The sequence below is a fragment of the Streptomyces sp. NBC_00503 genome (assembly GCF_036346895.1).
Classification (GTDB): Bacteria; Actinomycetota; Actinomycetes; order Streptomycetales; family Streptomycetaceae; genus Streptomyces.
The window spans coordinates 6,934,651-6,957,687 of record NZ_CP107855.1 but is presented as its reverse complement, the minus strand read 5'-3'; the positions used below and the strand labels follow the sequence as shown (position 1 = coordinate 6,957,687).

General features: G+C 71.4%; 19 protein-coding genes and 1 tRNA gene. 7 read left to right on the top strand and 13 right to left on the bottom strand.

Annotated elements, in window-relative coordinates:
- Nucleotides 1-738 carry a DUF4142 domain-containing protein gene (locus OG490_RS31695; RefSeq protein WP_330299695.1) on the bottom strand — a complete coding sequence of 246 codons (738 nt, stop codon included), beginning with the start codon at nucleotides 736-738 and terminating at the stop codon, nucleotides 1-3.
- Between the two features lie 296 nt (nucleotides 739-1,034).
- Here OG490_RS31695 and OG490_RS31690 point away from each other — a divergent pair, with 296 nt between their 5' ends.
- A complete protein-coding gene (locus tag OG490_RS31690) occupies nucleotides 1,035-2,693 on the top strand; it encodes an alpha/beta hydrolase (RefSeq protein WP_330299694.1) in 1,659 nt (552 codons plus the stop codon).
- A gap of 79 nt (nucleotides 2,694-2,772) precedes the next feature.
- Here OG490_RS31690 and OG490_RS31685 read toward each other — a convergent pair whose 3' ends face one another.
- The 3 genes from OG490_RS31685 to OG490_RS31675 all read right to left on the bottom strand — a co-directional run bounded on the left by OG490_RS31685 (nucleotide 2,773) and on the right by OG490_RS31675 (nucleotide 5,861).
- The gene (locus tag OG490_RS31685; protein WP_330299693.1) at nucleotides 2,773-3,228 is read right to left on the bottom strand and encodes an SRPBCC family protein; all 456 of its coding nucleotides are present in this window, start codon (nucleotides 3,226-3,228) and stop codon (nucleotides 2,773-2,775) included.
- A gap of 147 nt (nucleotides 3,229-3,375) precedes the next feature.
- Entirely contained in the window at nucleotides 3,376-3,789 is a 414-nt protein-coding gene (locus OG490_RS31680; protein WP_330299692.1) for a PaaI family thioesterase, read from the bottom strand.
- 47 nt (nucleotides 3,790-3,836) lie between these two features.
- Nucleotides 3,837-5,861 (bottom strand): NADPH-dependent 2,4-dienoyl-CoA reductase, encoded by a 2,025-nt coding sequence (locus tag OG490_RS31675; RefSeq protein WP_330299691.1) that lies wholly within the window; start codon nucleotides 5,859-5,861, stop codon nucleotides 3,837-3,839.
- A 175-nt stretch (nucleotides 5,862-6,036) separates the two neighbouring features.
- Here OG490_RS31675 and OG490_RS31670 point away from each other — a divergent pair, with 175 nt between their 5' ends.
- Nucleotides 6,037-7,488, top strand: a complete 1,452-nt coding sequence (locus tag OG490_RS31670) for an alpha/beta fold hydrolase (protein WP_330299690.1) — start codon at nucleotides 6,037-6,039, stop codon at nucleotides 7,486-7,488.
- Between the two features lie 7 nt (nucleotides 7,489-7,495).
- Here OG490_RS31670 and OG490_RS31665 read toward each other — a convergent pair whose 3' ends face one another.
- From OG490_RS31665 to OG490_RS31650, 4 genes are all read right to left on the bottom strand, one after another.
- Complete coding sequence (locus tag OG490_RS31665) at nucleotides 7,496-10,519, bottom strand: alpha-mannosidase (protein ID WP_330299689.1); 3,024 nt, start codon at nucleotides 10,517-10,519, stop codon at nucleotides 7,496-7,498.
- A 76-nt stretch (nucleotides 10,520-10,595) separates the two neighbouring features.
- Entirely contained in the window at nucleotides 10,596-11,471 is an 876-nt protein-coding gene (locus OG490_RS31660) for a carbohydrate ABC transporter permease (protein ID WP_330299688.1), read from the bottom strand.
- Nucleotides 11,468-12,526 carry a carbohydrate ABC transporter permease gene (locus OG490_RS31655; RefSeq protein ID WP_443065899.1) on the bottom strand — a complete coding sequence of 353 codons (1,059 nt, stop codon included), beginning with the start codon at nucleotides 12,524-12,526 and terminating at the stop codon, nucleotides 11,468-11,470. The genes OG490_RS31660 and OG490_RS31655 overlap by 4 nt, the downstream gene beginning before the upstream one ends.
- A 32-nt stretch (nucleotides 12,527-12,558) precedes the next feature.
- Nucleotides 12,559-13,893 carry an ABC transporter substrate-binding protein gene (locus tag OG490_RS31650; protein ID WP_330299687.1) on the bottom strand — a complete coding sequence of 445 codons (1,335 nt, stop codon included), beginning with the start codon at nucleotides 13,891-13,893 and terminating at the stop codon, nucleotides 12,559-12,561.
- Between the two features lie 408 nt (nucleotides 13,894-14,301).
- On the opposite strand from OG490_RS31650, the gene OG490_RS31645 reads away from it, so the two are divergent.
- From OG490_RS31645 to OG490_RS31635, 3 genes are all read left to right on the top strand, one after another.
- A complete protein-coding gene (locus OG490_RS31645) occupies nucleotides 14,302-15,393 on the top strand; it encodes an ABC transporter ATP-binding protein (protein WP_330299686.1) in 1,092 nt (363 codons plus the stop codon).
- A gap of 100 nt (nucleotides 15,394-15,493) precedes the next feature.
- A tRNA-Cys gene (locus tag OG490_RS31640) sits at nucleotides 15,494-15,566 on the top strand.
- 2 nt (nucleotides 15,567-15,568) lie between these two features.
- Nucleotides 15,569-17,506, top strand: a complete 1,938-nt coding sequence (locus OG490_RS31635; RefSeq protein WP_330299685.1) for a hypothetical protein — start codon at nucleotides 15,569-15,571, stop codon at nucleotides 17,504-17,506.
- On the opposite strand, the gene OG490_RS31630 is transcribed toward OG490_RS31635, so the two are convergent.
- The 3 genes from OG490_RS31630 to OG490_RS31620 all read right to left on the bottom strand — a co-directional run bounded on the left by OG490_RS31630 (nucleotide 17,503) and on the right by OG490_RS31620 (nucleotide 18,658).
- Nucleotides 17,503-17,805 (bottom strand): putative quinol monooxygenase, encoded by a 303-nt coding sequence (locus tag OG490_RS31630; RefSeq protein WP_330299684.1) that lies wholly within the window; start codon nucleotides 17,803-17,805, stop codon nucleotides 17,503-17,505. The genes OG490_RS31635 and OG490_RS31630 overlap by 4 nt on opposite strands.
- The gene (locus OG490_RS39250) at nucleotides 17,775-18,167 is read right to left on the bottom strand and encodes a universal stress protein (RefSeq protein ID WP_443065997.1); all 393 of its coding nucleotides are present in this window, start codon (nucleotides 18,165-18,167) and stop codon (nucleotides 17,775-17,777) included. Before OG490_RS39250 ends, OG490_RS31630 begins: the two co-directional genes overlap by 31 nt.
- 134 nt (nucleotides 18,168-18,301) lie before the next feature.
- Complete coding sequence (locus tag OG490_RS31620; protein ID WP_330299683.1) at nucleotides 18,302-18,658, bottom strand: hypothetical protein; 357 nt, start codon at nucleotides 18,656-18,658, stop codon at nucleotides 18,302-18,304.
- Nucleotides 18,659-18,849: 191 nt separating this feature from the next.
- Here OG490_RS31620 and OG490_RS31615 point away from each other — a divergent pair, with 191 nt between their 5' ends.
- Complete coding sequence (locus OG490_RS31615; protein WP_330299682.1) at nucleotides 18,850-19,299, top strand: universal stress protein; 450 nt, start codon at nucleotides 18,850-18,852, stop codon at nucleotides 19,297-19,299.
- A gap of 110 nt (nucleotides 19,300-19,409) precedes the next feature.
- Here OG490_RS31615 and OG490_RS31610 read toward each other — a convergent pair whose 3' ends face one another.
- Both OG490_RS31610 and OG490_RS31605 read right to left on the bottom strand, forming a co-directional pair.
- Nucleotides 19,410-20,354, bottom strand: a complete 945-nt coding sequence (locus tag OG490_RS31610; RefSeq protein WP_330301142.1) for a serine/threonine dehydratase — start codon at nucleotides 20,352-20,354, stop codon at nucleotides 19,410-19,412.
- A 63-nt stretch (nucleotides 20,355-20,417) separates the two neighbouring features.
- A complete protein-coding gene (locus OG490_RS31605) occupies nucleotides 20,418-21,059 on the bottom strand; it encodes a TetR/AcrR family transcriptional regulator (RefSeq protein WP_330299681.1) in 642 nt (213 codons plus the stop codon).
- A gap of 260 nt (nucleotides 21,060-21,319) precedes the next feature.
- Between OG490_RS31605 and OG490_RS31600 the strand changes: the two genes are divergently transcribed.
- Nucleotides 21,320-23,035, top strand: coding sequence for a ricin-type beta-trefoil lectin domain protein (locus tag OG490_RS31600; RefSeq protein ID WP_330299680.1), 1,716 nt, complete (start codon nucleotides 21,320-21,322; stop codon nucleotides 23,033-23,035).
- The last annotated feature ends 2 nt before the right edge of the window (nucleotides 23,036-23,037 follow it).

Sequence of the window (23,037 nt, the reverse complement as noted above, 5' to 3'; positions counted from 1 at the left end):
TCACTTCCTCGAACGGGAGTCGGCGGAGGAGGCGGGAGCGGAGGTGGGGGCGGGGGCCGGGGCGGCGGGCACGGCGTCCCCGAGGCCGTCGAAGTCGACCAGCCCGCTGGCCTCCAGGATCGAGATGTGGTCCAGGACCGTGGTGTTGGCGTCCGTGGCCAGCTCGCGGACCATGGAGTTCCGTGTCTGCGCCCGCACTTGGGCGACGAGCGTGAACACCTTGCCGTGCGCCCGGCGCAGCAGCTGGATGAACAACCGCTCGTACGCCGCCCCCTGGGCCCGGTCCAACTGGCCGAGCCAGGCCTGCTGCTGATCGGAGGGCCGGTCGGGCAGGTCCAGGCCCAGCGCCTGACCGACCTCCCGGACCCGCCGGTCCAGCTCGGTGTGCCCCTCCACGAGGTGCTCCCCGGCCATGCGCACCGCCGGGCTGGTGCCCCGCTGCTGCGCCTGCCGCCCCGCGGGCAGCTCCCACAGCCCTGCGAGGCGGACCTTGCGGACGAAGTCGCGGTCCTGGGGGGTGAGCGGCCCGAAGGCCGTGCTCGTGATCCCGGCGCCGTCGTCGTCGGGGGCGGCCACGGGAGCGGCGGCGGCCTCGGCGATCCTGCCGCCGAAGCTCCGCACCGGGATCAACAGCGCGATCAGGGTGAGGGCCAGGGCTCCGATGACGATGCCCGTACCCATCACGTGTCGCGAAGCGACCGACATGCTGCCGACGGCCGACCGGCGGATTGACGGCACTGTGCCTCCTTGCTGCGCGGACCGGGAGCGGTCCCGGTCCCTGGTCTCCCGGGACGCTAGCGCCCGTTGCGGCACCCCTTTCCAAGCCCCATCACGAATGGACAAACATCCGGGCAACGCCCCGAAGGGCTGCTATGGGGCCGGCCGCGTCACCGCAGCCCGCGTGTCGGCCAGTTGTCCGGATTTCAGCTCGTTCGTGAGGCCCATGGAGGCTGGCACCACGGGATGATTCGGACGGGCGGCGGGTGCAGGAGGGTGGAGCCCGGGACCAACCTCCTTGAAGGGAAAGGCTCTTCGTGCGAAAGAAACGACTGGCATCCTTACTGGCCGCCGCCGGGCTCCTCGCGAGTTCCGTGTCCCTGACGGCGGCCGCCCAGGCCTTCGCCGCTCCGGTTGCCGACGGGGCTCCCGCCGCCGACACCGCTCCCCTTGCCGGCGAAGCTCCCCTTGCCGACACCTACCTGCGCCAGCAGCCCGCGTGGCACCGCTGCAGCCCCGATCAGCCCGCCTCGTACGAGTGCGCCACCATCAAGGTGCCGCTCGACTACCAGCGGCCCCGTGGGAAGACGCTCGACCTCGCGATGTCCCGGGTCAGGAGCGAGAACCCGGCGAAGCGGCACGGAGTGATGCTGCTCAACCCGGGCGGGCCGGGCGGCAGCGGGCTCGATCTCCCCCTGTACATCGGGGAGTCGATGCCCAAGGAGGTCCGCGAGCAGTACGACATGATCGGCTTCGATCCGCGCGGGGTCGGGGCCAGCTCTCCGGTGAGCTGCGGACTGACCGACGCCGAGCAGCAGTTCGACCGGGCCTACCGGCCCGAGACCTTCCCCTCCGATGTCGCGTGGGCCCGTACGGTCGCCGACAAGTGCCGGGAGAAGGCCGGTTCCGTGCTCCCGTACCTCACCACCCGCAACACCGCGCGCGACATGGACACCATCCGTGCGGTGCTGGGCGAGCGGAAGATCTCGTACCTGGGGTACTCGTACGGGACCTACCTCGGCGCGGTGTACACGCAGATGTTCCCCCACCGCACCGACCGCTTCGTGCTGGACAGCGGGGTCGACCCGGACCGGATCTGGCGGGGCATGATCCAGGTCTGGGCGACGGAGGCCGAGCCCGCCTTCGCGCGCTGGACGCGCTGGGCCGCGGAGCGCTCGGGCGAGTACCACCTCGGCGACAGCCCGGCCGCGGTGTCCCAGACCTTCTGGCAGCTGGTGGCGCGGGCCGACCGGGATCCGATCGTCTTCGAGGGGCAGAAGATCAGCGGCGACGACATCCGTCGCGCACGCGGGATGTTCTTCTACCCGGCGCAGATCACTCCGCTGGTGGTGGCGCTGAAGGACGCCGCCGACGGGAAGCCCGGCGGGCCCGCGGCCTTCGACATGAAGAAGGCCCTCGCGGGCGGATCCGGGAACGGTTCGGCGGCCGAACCCGCTTCGGACAACGGGACCGCCGTCTTCTGGAGCGTGGTGTGCGGGGACACCGCCGACTGGCCGCGCGATCCCGAGCGGTACCGGCGCGACGCGGTCAGGGACAAGGCCGCGTACCCGCTCTACGGGGACTTCGCCTCGAACATCAAGCCCTGCGCCTTCTGGCAGCGGCCCCTGGAGGCGGCGACCCCGATGAAGACGAGGGCCGCCGTGGTGACCGTGCAGAACGAGTGGGATTCGCAGACCCCGCTGGCGAGCGGTCTGGGCATGCACCGGGCGCTGAAGGGCTCGCGGATGGTCCTGGCCCTGGGCGGTGAGGGCCACGGCGCCTACCTGGCCGATCCGGCCTCGTGCGTCAACGCCCCGGTCAGCGAGTACCTCGTCACGGGCCGGCTCCCGGCCACGGATCTGACCTGCCGGGCCACGGGGGGCCGGGCGGAACTCGGGGCCGGATCGGGATCGGGTCCCGGATCGGCTCCGGCCGGGCCGCTGCCGTTCCCGTCGGGCGGGCCGGGCCGCTTCTGACACGGCCCCATCATCGCGACCGCACCCGCCGACGGCACCCTCGTGCCGTCGGCGGGTGTCGTCGCAGGTCCGCGCGGTTTCAGGACACGTGCGGGGACGCCTCGACCGCCGCCTTGATGCGGCGGCCGAAGTCGGGGGCGTCCTTGCGTGCCGCGCTCAGGGCCAGGCCGACCAGCAGCCTGCCGAAGCCGTGCCCGGTGAGCGTGTTGAAGATCCGGACCCGGGTGCGGCCTCCGGGGAGTTCCTCCAGGTCGTAGCCGCCGTCCGCGGTGACCATGTTCTCGCTCAGCTCCGACCAGCGGATCTGCCGCGGCGCGTCGAGCGCGGTGATCTGGAAGGCGCGGGCGGTCTTCATCCCCGCGTCCTTCACGGTGCTGCGGAACATCGTGCCGACGGCCGTCGGGCCGTCCGGGGTCCGAGTGATCTTCTGGACACGCGGGCTGAATTCGGGGTCGTGGCGCCCGTCGGCGAGGTACGCGAAGACCTCGCCGACGGGGCGGTCGATCTCGACGCTCGCCTCGAACTGTCCGGACATGACCGCTCCTCGCGCGCCGGGCCGAAGGCTCTCCTGCTCTCCTGCTCTCCTGCCTCCACGATCGCAGAGCCGTTTCCTCCGCGCGCGCCGACGGCCCCCACAGCAGGGCCTCCGGCGTTTCGCGGAGCGTGTCGCCGCGCGGTCCGTTCACCCGAGCAGGGCGTAGACCGTGGAGGCCTTCGCGGCCGGCTCCAGCGCGCCCTCGGGGGTCATGGTGATGTCGGCGAAGGCCATCCGCTTGCCGAGTTTGGTGATCCGAACGTCGATCAGCACGTCGGCGCCGACCACCGGCCGCTGGAAGCTGGTGGACTGCTGGACCGTGGTCATCGGGCCGTACGCCCCGCGGGCGGCGGAGATCGCGATGACGGTGGCGGTGTCGGCGGCAGCCATCAGCGCCTGGCCGGACAGCCCCCCGCCGTCCCGGGCGAGGGCGTCGGACCAGGGCAGCCGGAGCACGGCGTGCCGCTCGCCCGTCTCCTGGACGGTGAGCCCGAGGGCCAGCACCCAGGGGGCGAAGTTGTCGGTGAGGATCTTGTCCGCGTCTGCCGGTGTCAACGTCACCGGCTGATTGTGGCGGCCCGGTCCGGGCCGCCACAACACCCCGTCGATCAGAGGGAGGCGGCCAGTTCCGTGCCCTGCCGGATGGCGCGCTTGGCGTCGAGCTCGGCGGCCACGTCGGCGCCGCCGATCAGGTGCGCCTCGATCCCGGCCGCGCGCAGGGCCTCGTACAGGTCGCGGCGCGGCTCCTGGCCGGTGCACAGGACCACCGTGTCGGCGGGTACCAGCTGCTGCTCGCCCTCGACCGTGATGTGCAGGCCCTCGGCGTCGATCCGGTCGTACGTCGCCCCCGCGACCGAGACGACACCGCGGTGCTTGAGCTCCGCGCGGTGGATCCAGCCGGTGGTGGTGCCGAGGCCCGCGCCGACCTTGGTGGTCTTGCGCTGGAGCAGGTGGACCCGGCGCGGCGGGGCCGGGCGTTCGGGGGCGGTGAGGCCGCCGGGGCCGGTGTACGCGGTGTCCACGCCCCAGTGGCGGAAGTAGACCTCGGGGTCCTGGGAGGCGCCTTCGCCGCTGTCGGTGAGGTACTCGGCCACGTCGAAGCCGATGCCGCCGGCGCCGAGGACCGCGACGCGCTCGCCGACGGGGGCTCCGTCGCGCAGGACGTCGAGGTAGGTCACGACGGTGGGGCCGTCCACGCCCTCGATGTCGGGGATGCGGGGGGTGACTCCGGTGGCGACGACGACCTCGTCGTAGCCGCGCAGGGTCTCCACGTCGGCGCGGGTGTTCAGCTTGACCTCGACCGCGTGCTCGGCGAGCTGGGTGCCGAAGTAGCGGATGGTCTCCTCGAACTCCTCCTTGCCCGGGACGCGTCGGGCGATGTCGAGCTGGCCGCCGATGTGGCCGGAGGCCTCGTACAGGGTGACGGCGTGGCCGCGCTCGGCGGCGGAGACGGCGCAGGCCAGACCGGCCGGGCCGGCTCCGACGACGGCGACGCGCTTCTTCAACTGCGTGGCGGAGAGCGTGAGTTCGGTCTCGTGGCAGGCGCGCGGGTTGACCAGGCAGCTGGTGATCTTGCCGCTGAAGGTGTGGTCGAGGCAGGCCTGGTTGCAGCCGATGCAGGTGTTGATGGTCTCGGAGCGGCCCGCGGCGGCCTTGGCGACGAAATCGGCGTCGGCGAGGAAGGGGCGGGCCAGCGAGACCAGGTCCGCGCGCCCGTCGGCGAGCAACTCCTCGGCGATCTCCGGGGTGTTGATGCGGTTGCTCGTGACGAGGGGGACGGACACCGCGCCCATCAGCCGCTTGGTGACCCAGGTGTAGGCGCCGCGCGGGACGGAGGTGGCGATGGTGGGGATGCGGGCCTCGTGCCAGCCGATGCCCGTGTTGATGATGGTGGCGCCCGCGGCCTCGATCTCCTTGGCGAGGTGCACCACCTCGTCGAGGGTGGAGCCGCCGGGGATCAGGTCCAGCATGGAGAGCCGGTAGATGAGGATGAAGTCCTCGCCCACGGCCGCGCGGGTGCGCCGCACGATCTCCAGGGGGAAGCGGACGCGGTTCTCGTACGCACCGCCCCAGCGGTCGGTGCGCTTGTTGGTGGCGGCGGCGATGAACTCGTTGACCAGGTAGCCCTCGGAGCCCATGATCTCGACGCCGTCGTAGCCGGCGAGCTTGGCGAGGCGGGCGGCGCGGACGAAGTCCTCCACGGTGCGCTCGACTTCGGCGTCGCTGAGGGCGTTCGGGACGAACGGGCTGATCGGGGCCTGGAGCGCGCTGGGGGCGACCAGGTCCTTGTGGTAGGCGTAGCGGCCGAAGTGCAGGATCTGCATCGCGATCCTGCCGCCCTCGGCGTGCACGGCCTCGGTGATCACCCGGTGCTCGGCGGCCTCTTCCTCGGTGGTGAGGCGGGCACCGCCCTCGAAGGGGCGGCCGGCGTCGTTCGGGGCTATGCCGCCGGTGACGATCAGGCCGGCTCCCCCGCGGGCGCGCTCGGCGTAGAAGGCGGCGAGGCGCTCGAAGCCGCGCTCGTGCTCTTCGAGGCCGGTGTGCATGGAGCCCATGATCACGCGGTTCGGCAGGGTGGTGAAGCCGAGGTCCAGGGGGCTCAGCAGGTGCGGGTACCGGCTCTGGGAACTCATGAGGGGGCGCCTCCTCGCGCGGGGGTGTTGAAGCTGTTCTAGCTGAGCGGGCGCTTATTTTGCAACTAGGTGCAAAACCAGACGGGTGTGGTCCGGCCCTGATTCCCGGGGCCCGGAGGCCCGGCCCCGCGAACTCTGTGGCGGAGTTCACGCCGTCGCCCGTACTGTCGGCCGGATGACAGAGCACCACGCCCTTGGGGTGAACGGCGTCCGGCTGGCGTACCAGGTATCCGGGCCCGCCGGCGGCGCCCCGCTGGTGCTGCTTCCGGCACTGGGCGAGGGTGCGGACCACTGGTCCCCCGTGCGGGAGGCGCTCGCTCGTGATCGCCGGGTCTACGCCCTGGACCTCCGGGGCCACGGCCGCAGTGAGCGGACGGCCGCCTACTCGCTGGAACTGATGCGCGATGACGTGCTCGGTCTCCTGGACGCCCTCTGCCTGGACCGGGTGGACCTGGTCGGCCATTCGATGGGCGGCGTGGTCGCCCACCTGGTCGCCCAGCACAGCCCGTGGCGAGTGGCGCGTCTGGTCCTCGAGGACGTTCCGGCGCCGCTGCCCCGCGAGCCGGTCGCCCCCGTCCAACCCGAGGGCGAGCTGGACTTCGACTGGACGATGGTGCTCGCGGTCAGGCCACAGCTCGACCGGCCCGACCCGTCCTGGCTGTCCGGCCTGGACCGGATCACGGCCCGCACTCTGGTGATCGCGGGCGGCCCCGCCAGCCACATCCCCCAGGACGGCGTCGCCGAGCTGGCCCGCCGCATACCCGACGCCCTGCTGACCACGATCCCGGTGGGCCACCTGGTGCACGCCGCCGCCCCCGCCGAGTTCACGGCGGCCGTCTCGGCCTTCCTCGACGAACTGCCCGACATCGAGCTCGCCCGGCGCTGGCTCGCCGAGGACGGCATCACGCAGATCGGCGAGGGAGTCTGGGCTGACGCCGACTCCCCTGGTGAGCTGCTCGACCGGGACGACATCGCCAATGGACTCGGCTCGATGGCCTTCACCGACGAACGGCTCTACCTGGCGGGCCGACTGCGGGTGGCACTCGGGCTGATGGATCTGCTCGGAGGTCATGTCCTGGTGACCGGGCAGGTCCACTCGGCCCATCTCGGGCCCGAAGGCCCGCTGCCGACGGACCTGCTCTGGGACGGCTACCGCCGACGGCTCGAAGCCGTCCGGGAGTACCCGGCGATCACCGACTCGCTCTGGTTCGACTGGTTCGAGGTCGCGCAGACCGCCGACGAGGCCTTCACCGAGGTCCTCGGCAACGACCGCGAACAGCTGCTGCCCGGCGCCCCGGAGGCACTGCTGCGCCGAGCGCGGCGGGTGCTGGAGCACTCGGGGCCGGTGTCGTGGCCCGGTAAGGCCGACACCTACCGAGCTGCCGCCCGCACTCCCGCCCTGCACCACGCGGTGTTCCGGGCCGTGCTGCGCAGCTACCACGACGTCTACGGACGCCTCGACCCGGCCGAGGCGCTCTGCATCCTGGGCGGACTCGACGTACCGCCGGAGACCGAGCACCTGGCCGGGCTGCGACGGGCACTCGCCGCCGGACACCGGGATCCGCGCCCCGCGCTGCGCGCCCCGCAGGACGCCCCCGGCCCGGACGCACGGGCCGGGGGCCACTGATCCCCGGTCAGGCCCGGTGGAGGCGGATCGTGACGATCTGGAACGGGCGCAGGGTGAGGGGGACGGTGCCGTCCGGGGCGGGGGCGGAGACGGCCGTGCCTTCCAGGGGGCGCTCCAGGAGGTCGCTCTCGACGGCCGCCGACAGCGGGAAGCCCGCCGCGAGGGTGGCGCGTGCGCGGCCGCCGCGGGATTCGTAGAGGCGGACGATGACGTCGCCGCTGCGGTCCTCGGCGAGCTTGAGCGACTCCACGACCACCGCGTCGTTGTCCACCGCGACCAGCGGGGCGACGGGCGCGGCGCCGGCGACCACCCGCTCGGGCAGGTTCAGCCCGTGGCCCTCGCGGACCGCGTCGCCGATGGCCGCGCCCGGGGCGAGCGAGAAGCGCAGGGTGTGCGCGCCCTGGTCGGTCTCCGGGTCGGGGTATCGGGGGGCCCGCAGGAGCGAGAGGCGGATCGTCGTGGTCTGGCCGCCGTCATCGCGCATGTCGCGGGTCACGTCGTGCCCGTAGGTGGAGTCGTTGAGGACGGCGACGCCCCAGCCCGGCTCCTCCGCGTGGATCCAGCGGTGGGCGCAGATCTCGAACTTGGCCGCCTCCCAAGAGGTGTTGGTGTGGGTGGCGCGGTAGACGTGCCCGAACTGCGTTTCGGAGGCGGAGCGTTCGGCCTTGACGTCGAGGGGGAAGGCGGCCTTGAGGAACTTCTCCGTCTCGCGCCAGTCCACGTCCGTGACGATGTCCACGGTCTTGGCGTCCGCCCGCAGGGTGATCGACTGGACCACCGTGGAGGAGCCGAACGAGCGGGTGACCCGCACGGTCGCACGGTCGGAGGTGGTTTCGGCGACCTCGAGCGCGTCCAGGTCCACCAGGTCGGTGACCTTGTTGCGGTAGAACTCGTCGATGTCCCACGCGTCCCACATGTTCGGGAAGTCGGGGTGGATCTGGAGCAGGTTGGCCGTACGGCCCGGTGCGACCGACTCCCGGCCGGCCTCCAGGTCGTACGCCGACACGATAAGGCCGCGGCCGTCGATCTCCACGAGGAGGTGCCCGTTGGCCAGGACGTGTCCGCCGCCCTGCCGCTCCTCGATCGTGACGGGCTGCCCGGTGGAGGCGGGCAGGCCCGCGCCGCCGGCCGGGATCCCGCGCCGGGTGTGCGGGGCGCAGTTGAAGACCAGCCGCTCCTCGCCCCGCCCCGCCAGTGCGGTCTGCGCGGCGAGGGTGATCCCGAGGAGCTCTTCGCGCACCTTGGCGTACGTTTCGCGCGCCTCGCGGTGCACCCAGGCGATGGAGGAACCGGGGAGGATGTCGTGGAACTGGTGGAGCAGGACGACCTTCCAGATCCGTTCCAGGTCCTCGTACGGGTACGCGTACCCGGGAACCTTCACCGCGGCCGTGGCGGCCCACAACTCGGCCTCGCGCAGCAGTGATTCGCTGTGCCGGTTGCCCTGCTTGGTCTTGGCCTGGGAGGTGTAGGTGCCGCGGTGCAGCTCCAGGTAGAGCTCTCCGGCCCAGACGGGCGCGTCCTCGTACTCGGCGTGCGCCTTCTCGAAGAACGCGTCGGGCCGCTCGATCTCCACCCGCGGGGAGCCTTCGAGGTTCTTCTGCCGCTTGGCGCGGGCCAGTTGCTCGCGGGTGGGGCCGCCACCGCCGTCGCCCCAGCCGAAGGGGGCCAGGGAGCGCGAACCGCGGCCCTTTTCCTGGTAGTTGCGGGCGGCGTGCGCCAGCTGGGTGCCGCCGAGGTCGGAGTTGTAGGTGTCGACGGGCGGGAAGTGCGTGAAGACGCGGGTGCCGTCGATGCCCTCCCACCAGAAGGTGTGGTGGGGGAACTTGTTGACCTGGGACCAGGAGATCTTCTGGGTCAGGAACCACTTGGAGCCGGAGAGCTTGACGATCTGCGGCATCGCGGCGGTGTAGCCGAAGGAGTCGGGCAGCCAGACGTTGTTCGTCTCGATGCCGAATTCGTCCATGAAGAACTTCTTGCCGTACAGGAACTGGCGGGCCATGGCCTCGCCGCCGACCATGTTGGTGTCGGACTCCACCCACATGCCGCCGACCGGCACGAACTGCCCGTCCGCGATCTTCTTCTTGACCCGCTCGAAGAGCTCGGGACGGTAGGTCTTGATCCAGTCGAGCTGCTGCGCCTGCGACATGGCGAAGACGAACTCGGGGTGCTCGTCCATCAGGCCCAGCATGTTGGACGCGGTGCGCGAGACCTTGCGGACGGTCTCCCGCAGCGGCCACAGCCACGCGGAGTCGATGTGGGCGTGGCCGATCGCGCTGATCCTGTGCGCGGAGGCGTTGGCGGGGGCGGCGAGCGCCCCGGCCAGTTCGGCGCGGGCGGCGGCGGCCGTGCCGGGGACGTCGCACAGGTCCACCGCGTCGAGGGCGGAGTCGATGGCGCGCAGGATCTCGTAGCGCCGGGCGCTGCCCGTGTCGAGCTGCATCATCAGGTCGTAGAGGACTTCGAGGTCCTGTACGAGGTTCCAGACCTCGGTCTCGAAGACGGTGAGGTCCATCCGGGCGAGCCGGTAGAGGGGCTGGTCGCCGCTGGTCCGCTGGTCGCCCTCGTAGGTGACGGAGTGGTCGACCAGGATCGGGTTGGAGGCGCCCTCGACGTACCACTCGACGCGCTCGCCGCCGGCCGCGGAGTCCGCGACGCGCACCCAGTCGTTGTACGGGTTGAGCGCCTTGATCTCCCCGCCGTCGGCGCGGTGGACCAGGCCCTCGCACTGGAAGCCGGGCATCATCCGGTCGAAGCCGAGGTCGAGGACGGCCTCGACGGTGCTTCCGGCCCAGTCGGCGGGCACGGCGCCGGTGATCTTGAACCAGGTGGTGCCCCAGGCCCGGCCCCACGGGTCGCCGACGGCGCAGGGCTCGTAGGCGGCCGCGAGGCCCTCGGCCACGGGGACCGGTTCGCCGGGGGCCTCCCAGCGCTCGACGGTCAGCGGGACCGAGCGGGAGTGGACGGCGGGCTTGATGCGCTCCTTGAGGACACGGCGGAGGCGGTGTTCGGTGATGCTGCGGTCGTCGTGCATGACGGCTGCTCCAGGAGAGGTGGTGGTGGGCGTGCATCGAGCGGGGGCGGTGGGCGTGCACCGCGGGGGAACCGGCTCAGGTTTTGACGGCTCCCTCGCCGACGCCCTTGAAGAAGAAACGCTGGAGGGCGAAGAAGAGGAGCATCATCGGGATCAGGGCCGCCATCGCCCCGGCGGCGATGATCCGCTGGTCGCTGACGGTGGTGGCTCCGGCCAGGGTCTTCAGGCCGAGCTGGAGGGTGTAGTTGTCGCTGTTGGTCAGGACCAGCAGGGGCCAGAGGAAGTCGTCCCAGGCGCCCATGAAGCTGGTGATGCAGACGACGGCCAGGGCGCCCTTCGCGGCGGGGAGGAAGACCCGGGTGAAGCGGGTCCACTCGTTCGCGCCGTCGAGGACCGCGGCCTCCTCTACCTCCGTGGGTACGGAGAGGAAGGCGGAGCGCATGATCATGATGTTGAGGACCGAGACCGCGCCGGGCAGCCAGACTCCGATGAGGGTGTCGACCAGGCCCATCTCGCGGACCGTGAGGAACATGGAGATCATCACGGACTCGAAGGGGAACATCAGCGTCGCCACCAGCACGGTGAAGACGATCTTGCGGCCCTTCCAGGCGGCCCGGGAGAGGGCGTACCCGCCCATGGCCGCGAACAGCATGTTCGAGGTGATGGCGAGGAGGGCCACGGTCAGGGTGTTGCCGACGTACTGGAAGAGCGGGAACGATTCCGCGACCCGGAAGTAGTTGTCGAGGGTGGGCTGCGAGGGCAGCACGCCGTCGTACACGTTCTCGGTGCGGCCGCGGATCGAGGTCAGGAACTGCCAGACGATCGGTCCGAGCATGATCACGAGCATCAGGAGGAGCGTGGCGTACCGGCCGGCGAGGCCGATCCAGTACCGCCGGGCGTCGGCTCCGACGCGCTTGTGCGCCTTGTTTCCGAGGGAGGAGAGGGTGCTCAACTTGTCTCTCCCTTCGAGAGACGGCGGCCCAGCAGGCTGAAGACCAGCGTCAGGAGGAACAACAGGATGGAGATGGCGGCCGCGTAACCGGTCTCGCCGGAGAATCCGAGGCCGACCTGCCGGATGAGGAAGGGCAGCGTGCGGGCTCCGCCGCCGGGACCGCCGCTCTCGCCGCCGAGGATGTAGATCTCGGTGAAGACGCGGAGCGCGGAGATGGCGGACAGGGTGCCGACCAGCAGCATCATCGGCTTCACCTGGGGGACGGTGATGCTGAAGAAGCGGCGGACCGGGCCCGCGCCGTCGATCGCCGCAGCCTCGTAGAGCGAGGTGGAGACGTTCCCGAGGGCCGCCAGGTAGAAGACCATGTAGTAGCCGAGGCCCTTCCACACGGTCACGATCATCGCGGAGACCAGCAGCATGGTGCTGTCGGTCAGGAACGGGATCGGCTCGGAGATGATGCTGAGCTTCTGGAACAGCGTGTTGACCAGGCCGTCGCTGCGCAGCACCCACTGCCAGATGAGGCCGACGACCACGGCCGAGGCGATGACCGGGGTGTAGAACGCCGAGCGGAAGAAGCCGATGCCGGGGACCTCTCTCTGGACGAGGACGGCGAGGGCCAGCGGCAGGAAGACCAGACACGGGACGACGACCACCAGGTACAGCACGCTGTTGCCGGTGGCGACCCAGAAGTCGGAATCGGCGAACGCGCGGGTGTAGTTGTCGAAGCCGACGAACCCGCCGCCGCGCAGGATCTGCGCGTCGGTGAAGGACAGGATCACGGTGTTGACGAACGGCCAGAGGCTGAACATCGTCACCATCACCAGGCCCGGGGCGAGGAAGAGGTACGGGGTCCACCACTTGCGGTGGCGCAGTCCCGTCTCGGCTTCCATGGCCTGCTTGGCCCGCTTCGCCCGCTTGGCGCTGCTGCGACGATCCTTCGGTCCGGTGGGGGCGGCGGCCTTTGCGGTGGTGGCGGCAACGGTGGCGGCGGGGTCGGGAGCGGTGTCCGACGGGCGGCCGGTCCCGCGCGCTCGCATCCCTGCGGATGGGGTCATGGCGTCCGACTCTCCTCTCTCCGGCGCCCCCCTCACTTCTGAGCCGTCTTCGCGAGCAGCTTGTTGGCCTCCTCCTGGGCCTTCTTCACCGCGGTCCTGGCGTCCTGCTCGCCCTTGATGGCCTTCTGCATCTCGCGCACGACCGCGTCTCCGACCTGGTTGGTCCACTGGACGGGGGTGTTGGCGTCGAGCGCGGCGCCCTTGAGCTGTTCGGCACCGACCGCGCGGGCCAGCGTCTCCGCGTCCTTGCCGTCGCCCTTGTCGGAGAAGTGCGGGTCGGCCAGGCCGATGGCGTTCGACGGGTAGATGGTGGCCTTCTTGGAGAACTCCACCTGGTTGGGCCCGTTGGTGACCCACTTGGCGAACTCGGTCGCCGCGTCCATGTGCTTGGTGTCCTTCTTGATGCCGAGGGACTGGGCGTAGATGCCGATGTGGCCGAGCTTCCCGGTGACTGCGTTCGCGACCAGGGTGTCGGCGTAGATCTGCGGGGCGTTCTGCTTGATGTCCTTGACGAAACCCGGGGAACCGGGGCCGAAGACGAGCTTGCCGCCGCCGTAGAGCTGACTGATGTCGTCCTGCTTGAGCAGGGACTCCTTGGGCATGGCGCCCTTGTCGTACAGGTCCTTCATCCGCTCGACCCACGCGACAGCCGTGTCGGTGTCGAAGGTGAACCGGTCCTGCTTCTCGTTGAGGATCGGCACGCCCATCTTCTGCCAGTCCCCGGGGAGCCGGCCCTTGGGGTCGGCCATGAAGGCGGAGTACTTGCCACCGGACTTGGCGGCGATCTGCTCGGCACAGTCGAAGAACTGCTCGACGCTCGTCGGCGGCTTCGCCGGATCGAGACCGGCCTTCTCGAAGAGGTCCTTGTTGTACGTGAGGATCTCCGGGGTCACGTACCAGGGGTACGCGAACACGCTGTCGCCCTTGCCGGGCAGCTTGAACTGCTCCCAGGCGCCCGGGACGTAGTCCTTGGCGACCTCGGGGTCGAGTTTGGCGACGTCGGCCAGCATTCCGCGGTCGCCGAGGAGTTGGAAGGAGTCGGTGGAGAGGTTGACCACGTCGGGCAGGGCCCCGGCCTGCGCGTCGGCGACGATCTTCTCGTTGTAGCCGTCCCCCGGCACGTCCTCCCACTTGACCTTCGCGTCCGGGTACTGCTTCTCGAACGCGTCGATGACGCCCTGGACGTACGAGGTGAACACGGGCTTCAGCTGGAGGGTGCGGAACGTGATCTGACCGGCCACTTTGCCGGTCTTCTCCCCCTCCTTCACGTCCCCGGCGCCACCACTCATGCCGCATGCGGAGGTCGCGAAGAAAGTACCGGCCACGAGCGTGGTGAGGGCAATACGGGTCACGTTCCTACGGGTCATCGTCGCCGCCTTCAGGGGGAGTTCCGGCCTCGTCGCCGGAGCGCTGGGCCCAAACTCACCCGAAATGAAGATTCCGTCAATGTGACCAAAGTCCCGGGAGGCGGGTACCCGTACGTCCTGAATTACGACAGGCGGGGGGCTAACAGTCCGAAAGTCACTCCGTCAAGACGGCATTGACCTGCACTGATGCGCTTTAGTCCCAAACGGATCCGGCATGATCTCGATTCGATAACGAACATGCCGCGCCGTCAGAGGTTGACTTCTTATCGCTGGTTCACGAAAACTTGCACTAATGCGCTTTATCCCGCCCGCAGCGAGCGAAAGCGGATTACCCCTCCTCACCCCTCCTGCCAACCCCGCCCACACGGATCGCCCGGCACGTACCGCCGGTGAAAGGGATTGACAGTCATGGCTGAGATCAGGTTCCGGCAGACGAGCCTCACCTACCCCGGCGCCGACCGACCCACGGTCAAGTCGCTGGACCTCGACATCGCGGACGGGGAGTTCCTCGTCCTCGTCGGCCCGTCGGGCTGCGGAAAGTCCACCACCCTGCGGATGCTGGCCGGGCTCGAAGAGGTCACGTCCGGCTCCATCTCCATCGGCGGCCGCGATGTCACGCACCTGCCGCCCAAGGACCGGGACATCTCGATGGTGTTCCAGAACTACGCGCTCTACCCCCACATGTCGGTCGCTCAGAACATGGGCTTCGCCCTGAAGATCGCCAAGGTGGACAAGGACACGATCCGCAAGAAGGTCGAGGAGGCGGCGAAGATCCTCGGCCTCACCGAGTACCTCGACCGCAAGCCCAAGGCCCTCTCCGGCGGCCAGCGCCAGCGCGTCGCCATGGGCCGCGCGATCGTCCGCGAGCCGCAGGCCTTCCTGATGGACGAGCCGCTCTCCAACCTGGACGCCAAGCTCCGCGTACAGACCCGTGCCGAGATCGCCAACCTCCAGCGGCGACTGGGCACCACCACCGTCTACGTCACCCACGACCAGGTCGAGGCCATGACGATGGGCGACCGCGTCGCGGTCCTCGCGGACGGCATCCTCCAGCAGTGCGACTCCCCGCGCACGATGTACGACCGCCCGGCGAACAAGTTCGTGGCCGGGTTCATCGGCTCCCCCGCGATGAACCTGCTGTCCGTGCCGCTGCACGAGGAGGGCATCCGCTTCGGCGGCTCCACCGTCAAGATCAGCCGGGCGGCCCGCGAGGCGGCCGGCGGGAACAGTGTCACCCTGGGCATCCGCCCCGAGCACCTGGACTTCCACGCCGCACACAGCGACAAGGGCCTGCCGGTCACCTTCTACTCGGTGGAGGAACTCGGCGCGGACGGCTTCGCGTACGGCAACCTCGACCTGGGCAACGGCGGCACCCAGCCCCTGACCGTACGGACGTACGGTCGCGAAGAGGGCCTGCGCGGCAAGACCATCCGCGTCATCCCCCGCCAGGACGACCTGCACCTCTTCCACGAAACCACGGGCGAGCGCCTCCCGGACTGAAGACCGGCGGCCCGCCCCCGCGGGCAACGGCCAGGGGCGGCGGGGCCACGGCCCCGAAAGGCCTTGGCCCCGCCGCCCCTGGCCGGTTAGGTTCCTCGCACGGCGTGTAGCTCAGCAGCCAGAGCACCGACTTGCAAAGTCGGAGGGCGCAGGGGCAGGACCTGCCACGCCGGCTATGAACGAGGACACGACGCAGCGAACCGAGTGGGCCGACTACCGCCATTACCGCCCCGTGCTCCAGCCCCACGAGCGCGAGGCCGCGCGGCTGGCCGGCGTACCGGAGAACCGGCGCGCCCTCTTCGCGTACAGCCTGACCGGACCCGGTATCGCCCGGCTCTGGTCGCTCCTGGACAGCGGCCGGTACGAGCTGCACGCGCCCGAAGAGGCCGCACTGCTGTGCGTGGCCTGGCTGGTGCGGGAGGGGGAGCTCGACGCGGCCGCCGAACTGGTCGCCCTCCTGGAGCCGTTCGCCGACCGCATCCCCTTCGCCCCGCACCCCACCGACCGCCCTGCCGCCGGAACCGGCTCGGCGCACGTCCGGACCACCGGCGAGGCGGCCCGGCTGCTCGCACAGCGTCGGCCGAACGCCGCCGTCGCGGCGCAGCACGAGGCGCTGACCGTGTGGCGGCCCTTCGAGGACGAACTGCTCGCGTACTGGCTCCGCCAGGCGGACACCAGCTCCGCTTCCTCGGGTCCCGCCCCGGCCGACCTCGCGCGCACGCAGGGCGCGGCCCTGCTGGAGCGGTACGAGGCCCTCACCGCGGCGCACCCGCTGACGGGACGCCACCGCGACCCCAAGTCCAACACCGCCGTCCTGCTGCGCGCCCTGTCGGAATCCGCCGCGGGCCGTGAACTTCCGCCCCACCTCACCGGGTTGCTACGCAGCTGCGTGGCCTCGATGGTCGCCAGGCGCGGCCGCCCCGGTTCCCCCGAGCACACCCGGCTGCGGCTGGCCCAGGCCCGGCAGGCGGCGCAGCCCGCGCACAGCGAACTGGCGGCGCTGGTACGGGACCGACTGGCCCCGCTGGACCCGGACTCCGGGCTGGCCGACCCGGACGCGGTGCTCGGCCCGGTGACCGTCGAGGAGGCAGGGCAGACCGGGCTCACGAGCGGGACCGCGGTGCCGCCCGCCGTGCGCGCGGTCGTCACCGCCGCGCTCAGCGCTCCCCCGGAGACGCTCCTGGCGTGCGGAGTCGTCACCTCGGCGGAGCCGCTCGCCGAGCTGGCACCCCAGTACCTCGGCGCCGACCTGGCCCTCGCCTGGCACCCCGAGGTTCTCGACGGACCGCTGCGCACGCTGCTGACGGAGCTGTACCAGGGCAGCCGCCGGTTCAATCCCTACCTTCGCCGGTTCGCCCGGTACCCGGACCTGCCCTGGATCCGCGCCGTCTCACCGACGCACGTACGGGAACCGGCGCACGCGGCGCTGCGAAGGCTCGCCTTCCTCGCGCTGGAGGCCTTCCCGGGCTCCGACCCGAGCTCGCGGCTGATCCAGCAGCTGGTCGAACTGGCCCAAGAGGCAGGCATCCAGGCCTCGTTCTTCCTGGAGCCCTTCGCCGACAACTACACCCGGACCGTGACCGGGAAGTTGATGCCCGCCGCCCGGGTGGCCGCCGACCTGCTGCGCGGGACCCCGTACGAGCGCTACTACGGGATCGACTACGCGGCCGTACGGGACATGGCCGAGGCCGACGACCGGGAGGGCTTCGGGCGGCTGTGCGTCGAGCGGGCGGGACCGCCGGGGCCGGGACGGCCGCAGGCCCTCAAGCCGACCTTCATGCCGCTGGTCTCCGACCCGGTCGTGATCGAGCAGGCCATGACCCTGACCACCTTCAACCTCGCCCCGCTCGTCCACGAGGTCGGAGTCACCCCGCGGGCCGGGTGGGACGCCCTCGCCCGTGGGGCGTTCACGGCCGCGCGCCGGCGGTCGGCCACGCCGAAGAAGGCGGCCCGCGCGTGGCGGCACCTGATGTTCCACCTGTCGCTGTGCGACACGGCCCGGCAGGCGGCCGTACTCGACTGGATCGACGCCGAGTCCGCCCGCCTCCCGGCGAGCACCGCCGCCCGGCTCGCGCCGATGGTGGCGGGGGCCCGGCGGGCTACAAGAGGCTAGGCCAGCGGGTCGGCGGTGAGCTCGATGACCTCGGCCGGGCCGGCGCGGAACGCCGGGCTCGCGGCATCGGCCTCGATCATGTGCGGGGTGGCGTCGTGGGCGGCGAGTGCCTCCTTCGAGGACCACCGCTCGATGAGGACGAACCGGTCGGGGTCACCGCTCACCTGGTGCATGTCGTAACGCAGGCACCCCTCTTCGGCCCGCACGACCGGCGCGAGCCTCTCGAAAGCGGCGACCTGTTCCCGGCCCCGGCCCGGAAGGGTGCTGATCAGGATGACGAGTTGTATGGGCTGCGACATGCGACCGAGGCTATCCGGCGCCCTGGTCCCGCTCGCCCCCCGGGGGTGGGGACCGACGGGTCCTCAGCACCTACGGGGACCACCGCCACCGGGCACAGGGCGTGCAGCAGAACGGCGTTGGACACCGAGCCCATCAGGAGGGAGCCCGCCCGCAGACGGCGCCGGTGGCGGCCCACCACGATCAGGTCCGCCCGCTGGGAGGCGGTGACCAGACGGCCCGCGGGATCGCCCGGGGCGACCACCGCTTCGACGGTGACGCCGGGGTAGTGCCGAGTGAGGAACGGCTGGAGCCGGGTGCGCTGGTTCTCGCCGAGTTCCGGGCCGCTTCGGTGGCCTCGCCCCCGGCGATGCCCGGCGGACAGCCGCCGCCGAGTCCGCGCGATCCCATGACCAGCAGCTGCGCCCCGCCCGTACCAGCGCCAGTACCGGATCGGTGTCCCACACGGGTGGCCGCACGAGGGCCTCGCCCGGGGCCGCCGGGCAGGGACCGAAGGCCCTACTTGAGGCGGTAGTCGGCCTTCTCGGCGAGCTTGCCGTCCTTGAAGCAGAACCGGAACACGGTGTCGCTGTCACCGGCGGTCGACAGGTACCAGGAGCACTCGGCTCCCGCGGGCACGGCGGGGCCGCCGTCCTTGAGGGCCTCCTTGACGAAGGTCTCGCCGGAGGGCAGCTTCGCCCGGACCTCGCTCGCGGGGTCGCCGGCCTTCACGGCCTCGTACACCTTGGGGTCGACCAGGGTCTTGTCCGCCACGTCGACGGCCTTGCCGATGCCGAAGAGCAGCAGGACGAGCAGTCCTATCCCCAGGACCACCGCCACCAGGCAGCCGATCAGGCATCCATTGCGTCGCGCCACGTCCTGGTCCTCCGTATGTCCACGATCCACCGCACTGTTGCGAACTGTCCCCACGACTCTCGCAAAGCGGGGCGGCGGGCGCTGTCCTCCAAAGTCTCGGGTTCGCGCAACGATCGTCGTTCGAGGTCAGCGGGGGTGAGGCGTGTATACAGGATAGGAACGATCATTCGGACGAACTGTGAGGAACCACCGTGAGCCAGAACACCGAGCCCCTGATCGTCGTCGGCGTGGACGGTTCGAACCACTCCAAGCAGGCCCTGCGCTGGGCCGTCGGCCAGGCCAAGGCCATCAGCGGCCGGGTGCACGCCGTCATGAGCTGGGAGTGGAACACGAACCCCTTCGGCGTCAGCACCACCGAGCAGGACGAGCTGGTGCACGCCGAGGACGCCGCCCGGCAGAAGCTCGCCGACACGGTGGCGGAAGCGGTCGGCACGTCCCCGGGTGTTCCGGTCTTCCGCCGGGTGGAGCAGGGCTCGCCCGCGCAGGTGCTGGTCGAGGCCTCGAAGGAGGCGGCGCTGACGGTCGTCGGGACCCGCGGCTACGGCGGTATCAAGGGCGCGCTGCTCGGTTCGGTGAGCCAGCAGGTGGTCCAGTACGCGGCGAGCACGGTCGTCGTGGTCCGCGAGGACGCCTCCGCCTGAGCGCCGCGGGCGCAAGCGGGGCTACGCGTGCCCACTCGGGCCTACACGGCCCCGCGACGGTCCGGACCCGGCCCCGGACCCGGCCCCGGACCGTCGCCTCGGCCTCGGCCTCAGGAAGCCGCGCGCCCCAGATCTCCCGGATCGGTGTTCGCGCCGCACAGCACCACCGCTACCCGCTCCCCCGGCGGCCGCGGAGCCACGCGCAGCGCCGCCAGGGCGGTGGCGGCGGCCGCCTCGACCACGATGCGGTGCTCCTCCCACAGCGCACGTCGGGCTTCGACGATCGCCGAGTCCGGGACCAGGACGGACTCCGCGTTCTCCCGCTGTGCGGCGGCCAGCGCGTCGGCGGAGACCCGGGTGGCCCCCAGCGAGTCGGCGGCCACCGAGTCGACGGGGACGTCGACGAGCCGGCCCGCTTCGAGTGCCGCGTTCAGGGCTCGGCAGTTCTCGGGCTCGGCCGCGATCACCCGTACGCCGTGTTCCCGCGCGGCGGTGGCGATCCCGGCGAACAGTCCGCCGCCGCCGACCGCGACCACGACCGTGTCCAGGCCGGGCAGGGCGGCGAGGATCTCGTCGAGCAGGGTTCCGGCGCCCGCCGCGATGAGCGGGTGGTCGTACGCGTGGCTGGACAGCGCCCCGCTCGCGGCGGCGAACTCCCGGCAGGCGTCGAGGGCTTCGGCGTACCGGTCGCCCACGAGCCGTACGTCGGCCCCGTAGCCCCGCAGCCGCTCCACCTTCACGCGCGGGGCGGTGGCCGGCAGGAACACGGTGGCGGGCACGGATTCGGCGCGGGCCGCCCAGGCGCAGGCGAGGCCGGCGTTGCCGCCGGAGGCGATGGTGACCCCGGCGGCGGGGAGGGTCCCGGCGGTGCGGTGGGCGGCGAGGAAGTTGCGGGCACCGCGGGCCTTGAAGGAGCCGGTGTGCTGGAGGTGCTCCAGGGCGTACGAGATCCCCCCGCCCGCCGGTATCACCGCGACGGGCCGTACCGCTCCGGCGATCCGCTCGGCGGCCGCGCGTACGGCGGCGTAGTCGAGCGGCATCGCGTCGAGCGGCATCGCGGCGGGCGGCCTCGCGGCGGGCGCCACTGCGTCGAGCTGCTGTTCCATGAACTCACTCCTCTATCGGATGGGCCGGGCCGCCTCGATCAGCTGGCGCAGGGCGCCGTAGTACACCTCGTGGTCGGTGAGGGCGGGCAGTACGTCGGCCAGGCCGCCCGAGAGCACGGGGAACTCCGCGGGGTCCAGGGCGGCCAGCGCCCCCCGCGAGGCGGCGGTGGCCCCCGCCGGATCCCGGTGGTCGACGAAGGCGGCGCTGCCGAGGGTCAGCAGGTACATCCGGCGGTAGACGGTCATCGCTTCGCCGGGGCTCATCCCGGCGGCGACGCTGTCGGCGAGCGCGGGCTCGACGAGCCGCGCCAGCAGCTGCCGCCCGAGCCAGGGCCGGCCGCCGCGCAGGATCAGCAGCCCGGGGTGGGCCGCGAGCAGCCGGTAGAGGGCGCTGAACCGCTGCTCGGTGGCCTCCGCCCAGCCGGTGCCCGCGGGAATCTCGGGCAGCTGGGCGGCCAGGTGCTCGGTGCAGAGGTCGAGCAGCCCGGCGAGGTCGGTGCAGCGGCGCTGAACGGTGGCGTGCGAGACGTCCAGCCGGTCGGCGAGGGCGCGGAAACTGAGCGCGGCGGGGCCCTGCTCATCGAGGATGCGCAGGGCGGCGGCGGCGATCGTCCCAGGGGTCGCGCGGTCCAGGGCGGCTGATCTTCTCGGCATGAGATACATCGTATCAGCCATCGACACATACAGCGTCAGGTACATGGACACGTACGACGTCACGTACGACGTCACGTACTGCGTCACGTACGAGGTCACGTACGGCGTCACGTACGGCGCATCAACCCCTTCGTGTGACGCCTACTACACCCATATTGCTGGTCATCCATCGACAACCCTCGACTTATGTTGACAGCGGGTAGTCACACCGCTGCACTGAGCGCGCCACAGCCCCACGTCCCCCACGTCAAGGAGACTCCGTGCCGCCTCGTCTGCGTGCGTCGATCCCCTGCCTGACCGCGGCCGCCCTGCTCGCCCTCGCGCTCTCCCCCGCTCCGGCGACGGCCGAGCCGACCGCGACCTCGGACACCCCGCTCGCACTCACCCCGCCCATGGGTTGGAACAACTGGGCCCACTACATGTGCGACATCGACGAGGCCAAGGTCGTGGCGAACGCGAACGCGCTCGTCTCCACCGGCCTCGCCGCCAAGGGCTACGACACGGTCACCGTCGACGACTGCTGGATGACCAGGAACCGGGACGCAAACGGCGATCTCGTCGTCGACACGGAGAAGTTCCCGCACGGCATGGCCTGGCTGGGCGAGTACCTGCACGCCAGGAAGCTGAAGTTCGGCATCTACCAGGACGTCGGCCACCTCACCTGCGAGCGCTACCCCGGCAGCGGCTCCCCGGACGGCGGCGGGCCGGACCACTACGCCCGCGACGTCCGGCAGTTCGCCTCCTGGGAGGTCGACTACGTCAAGATGGACGGCTGCAACCTGTGGGTGCCCCCGGGCCGGACCAAGGAGCAGGCCTACCGGGACGCCTACAACTCCGTCGCCGGGGCGCTGCGCGACAGCGGCCGGAACATGGTGCTCTCCGCGTCCGCGCCCGCCTACTTCCAGCAGGGCGAATGGGGCGGCTCCGACTGGCACAAGGTGATCGACTGGGTCGGCGAGACCGGTCAGCTGTGGCGTGAGGGCAAGGACATCAAGGTGTTCAAGCCCGCCGCGCCGGACACCTCCCGGTGGAGCTCGGTCATGGGCAACTACGGGTACAACCGCTGGCTCGGCCGGTACGCGGGCCCCGGCAACTGGAACGACCCCGACTTCCTGATCGCCGGCGCCCCCGGGCTCACGGCGGCGGAGAGCCGCAGCCAGGTCGGCCTGTGGGCCATGATGGCCGCGCCGTTCATCCTCTCCTCGCAGGTATCCGAGATCGGCGCGGACGGGCTCGCCGCCCTCGGCAACACCGATGTGATCGCGCTGGACCAGGACCCGATGGGCCGTCAGGGCGCGGTGGTCTCCTCGAACTCCACCTTCGACATCCTGGTGCGCCCGCTCGCCGGCGGGGACCGCGCCGTGGCCGTCCTCAACCGGTCCGCCGGCGCCCGCGACATCCGAGTCCCGCTCGAAGAGATCGGGCTGGGCTCCTGCACCGCCACCGCGAAGAACCTGTGGAGCGGGGAACTCCACGAGGTCTCCGACGCGTTGACCGGCAAGCTGGCCGCGCACGACACCGCCGTCTGGCGACTGACCCCGCGGGCCGGCTGCGCCCCGGCCGTGCCCACCGGGCAGATCGCCGGGCAGGGTTCGCGCCAGGGAGCCGCCTGCGCCGACGGGGCGAACACCACCGGCGTCGGCGCCGTGGTGATGGGCGCCTGCACCGGCGCTCCCGACCAGCGCTGGACCGTGGGCCGGGACGGCAGCCTGCGCCTGGCGGGCGAGTGCCTGTCCGCGAGCGCCGACGGCCTCGTGGAGCTGGCCCGCTGCGCCTCCACCGACCGGCGGCGCGAGCCGGGGCAGAGCTGGACGCCCCGCCGCGACGGAGCCCTGCTCCAGGACGCGAGCGGGCTCTGCCTGACCGCTCCCGTCCCCGCGGCCGCCCCGGCCGACCCCGACGCCCCCGCCGAGCGGCTGCGGCTGGCCGACTGCGGTGACCACCGGGTCGACCAGGCCTGGGCCCTGCCGGTCTGAGG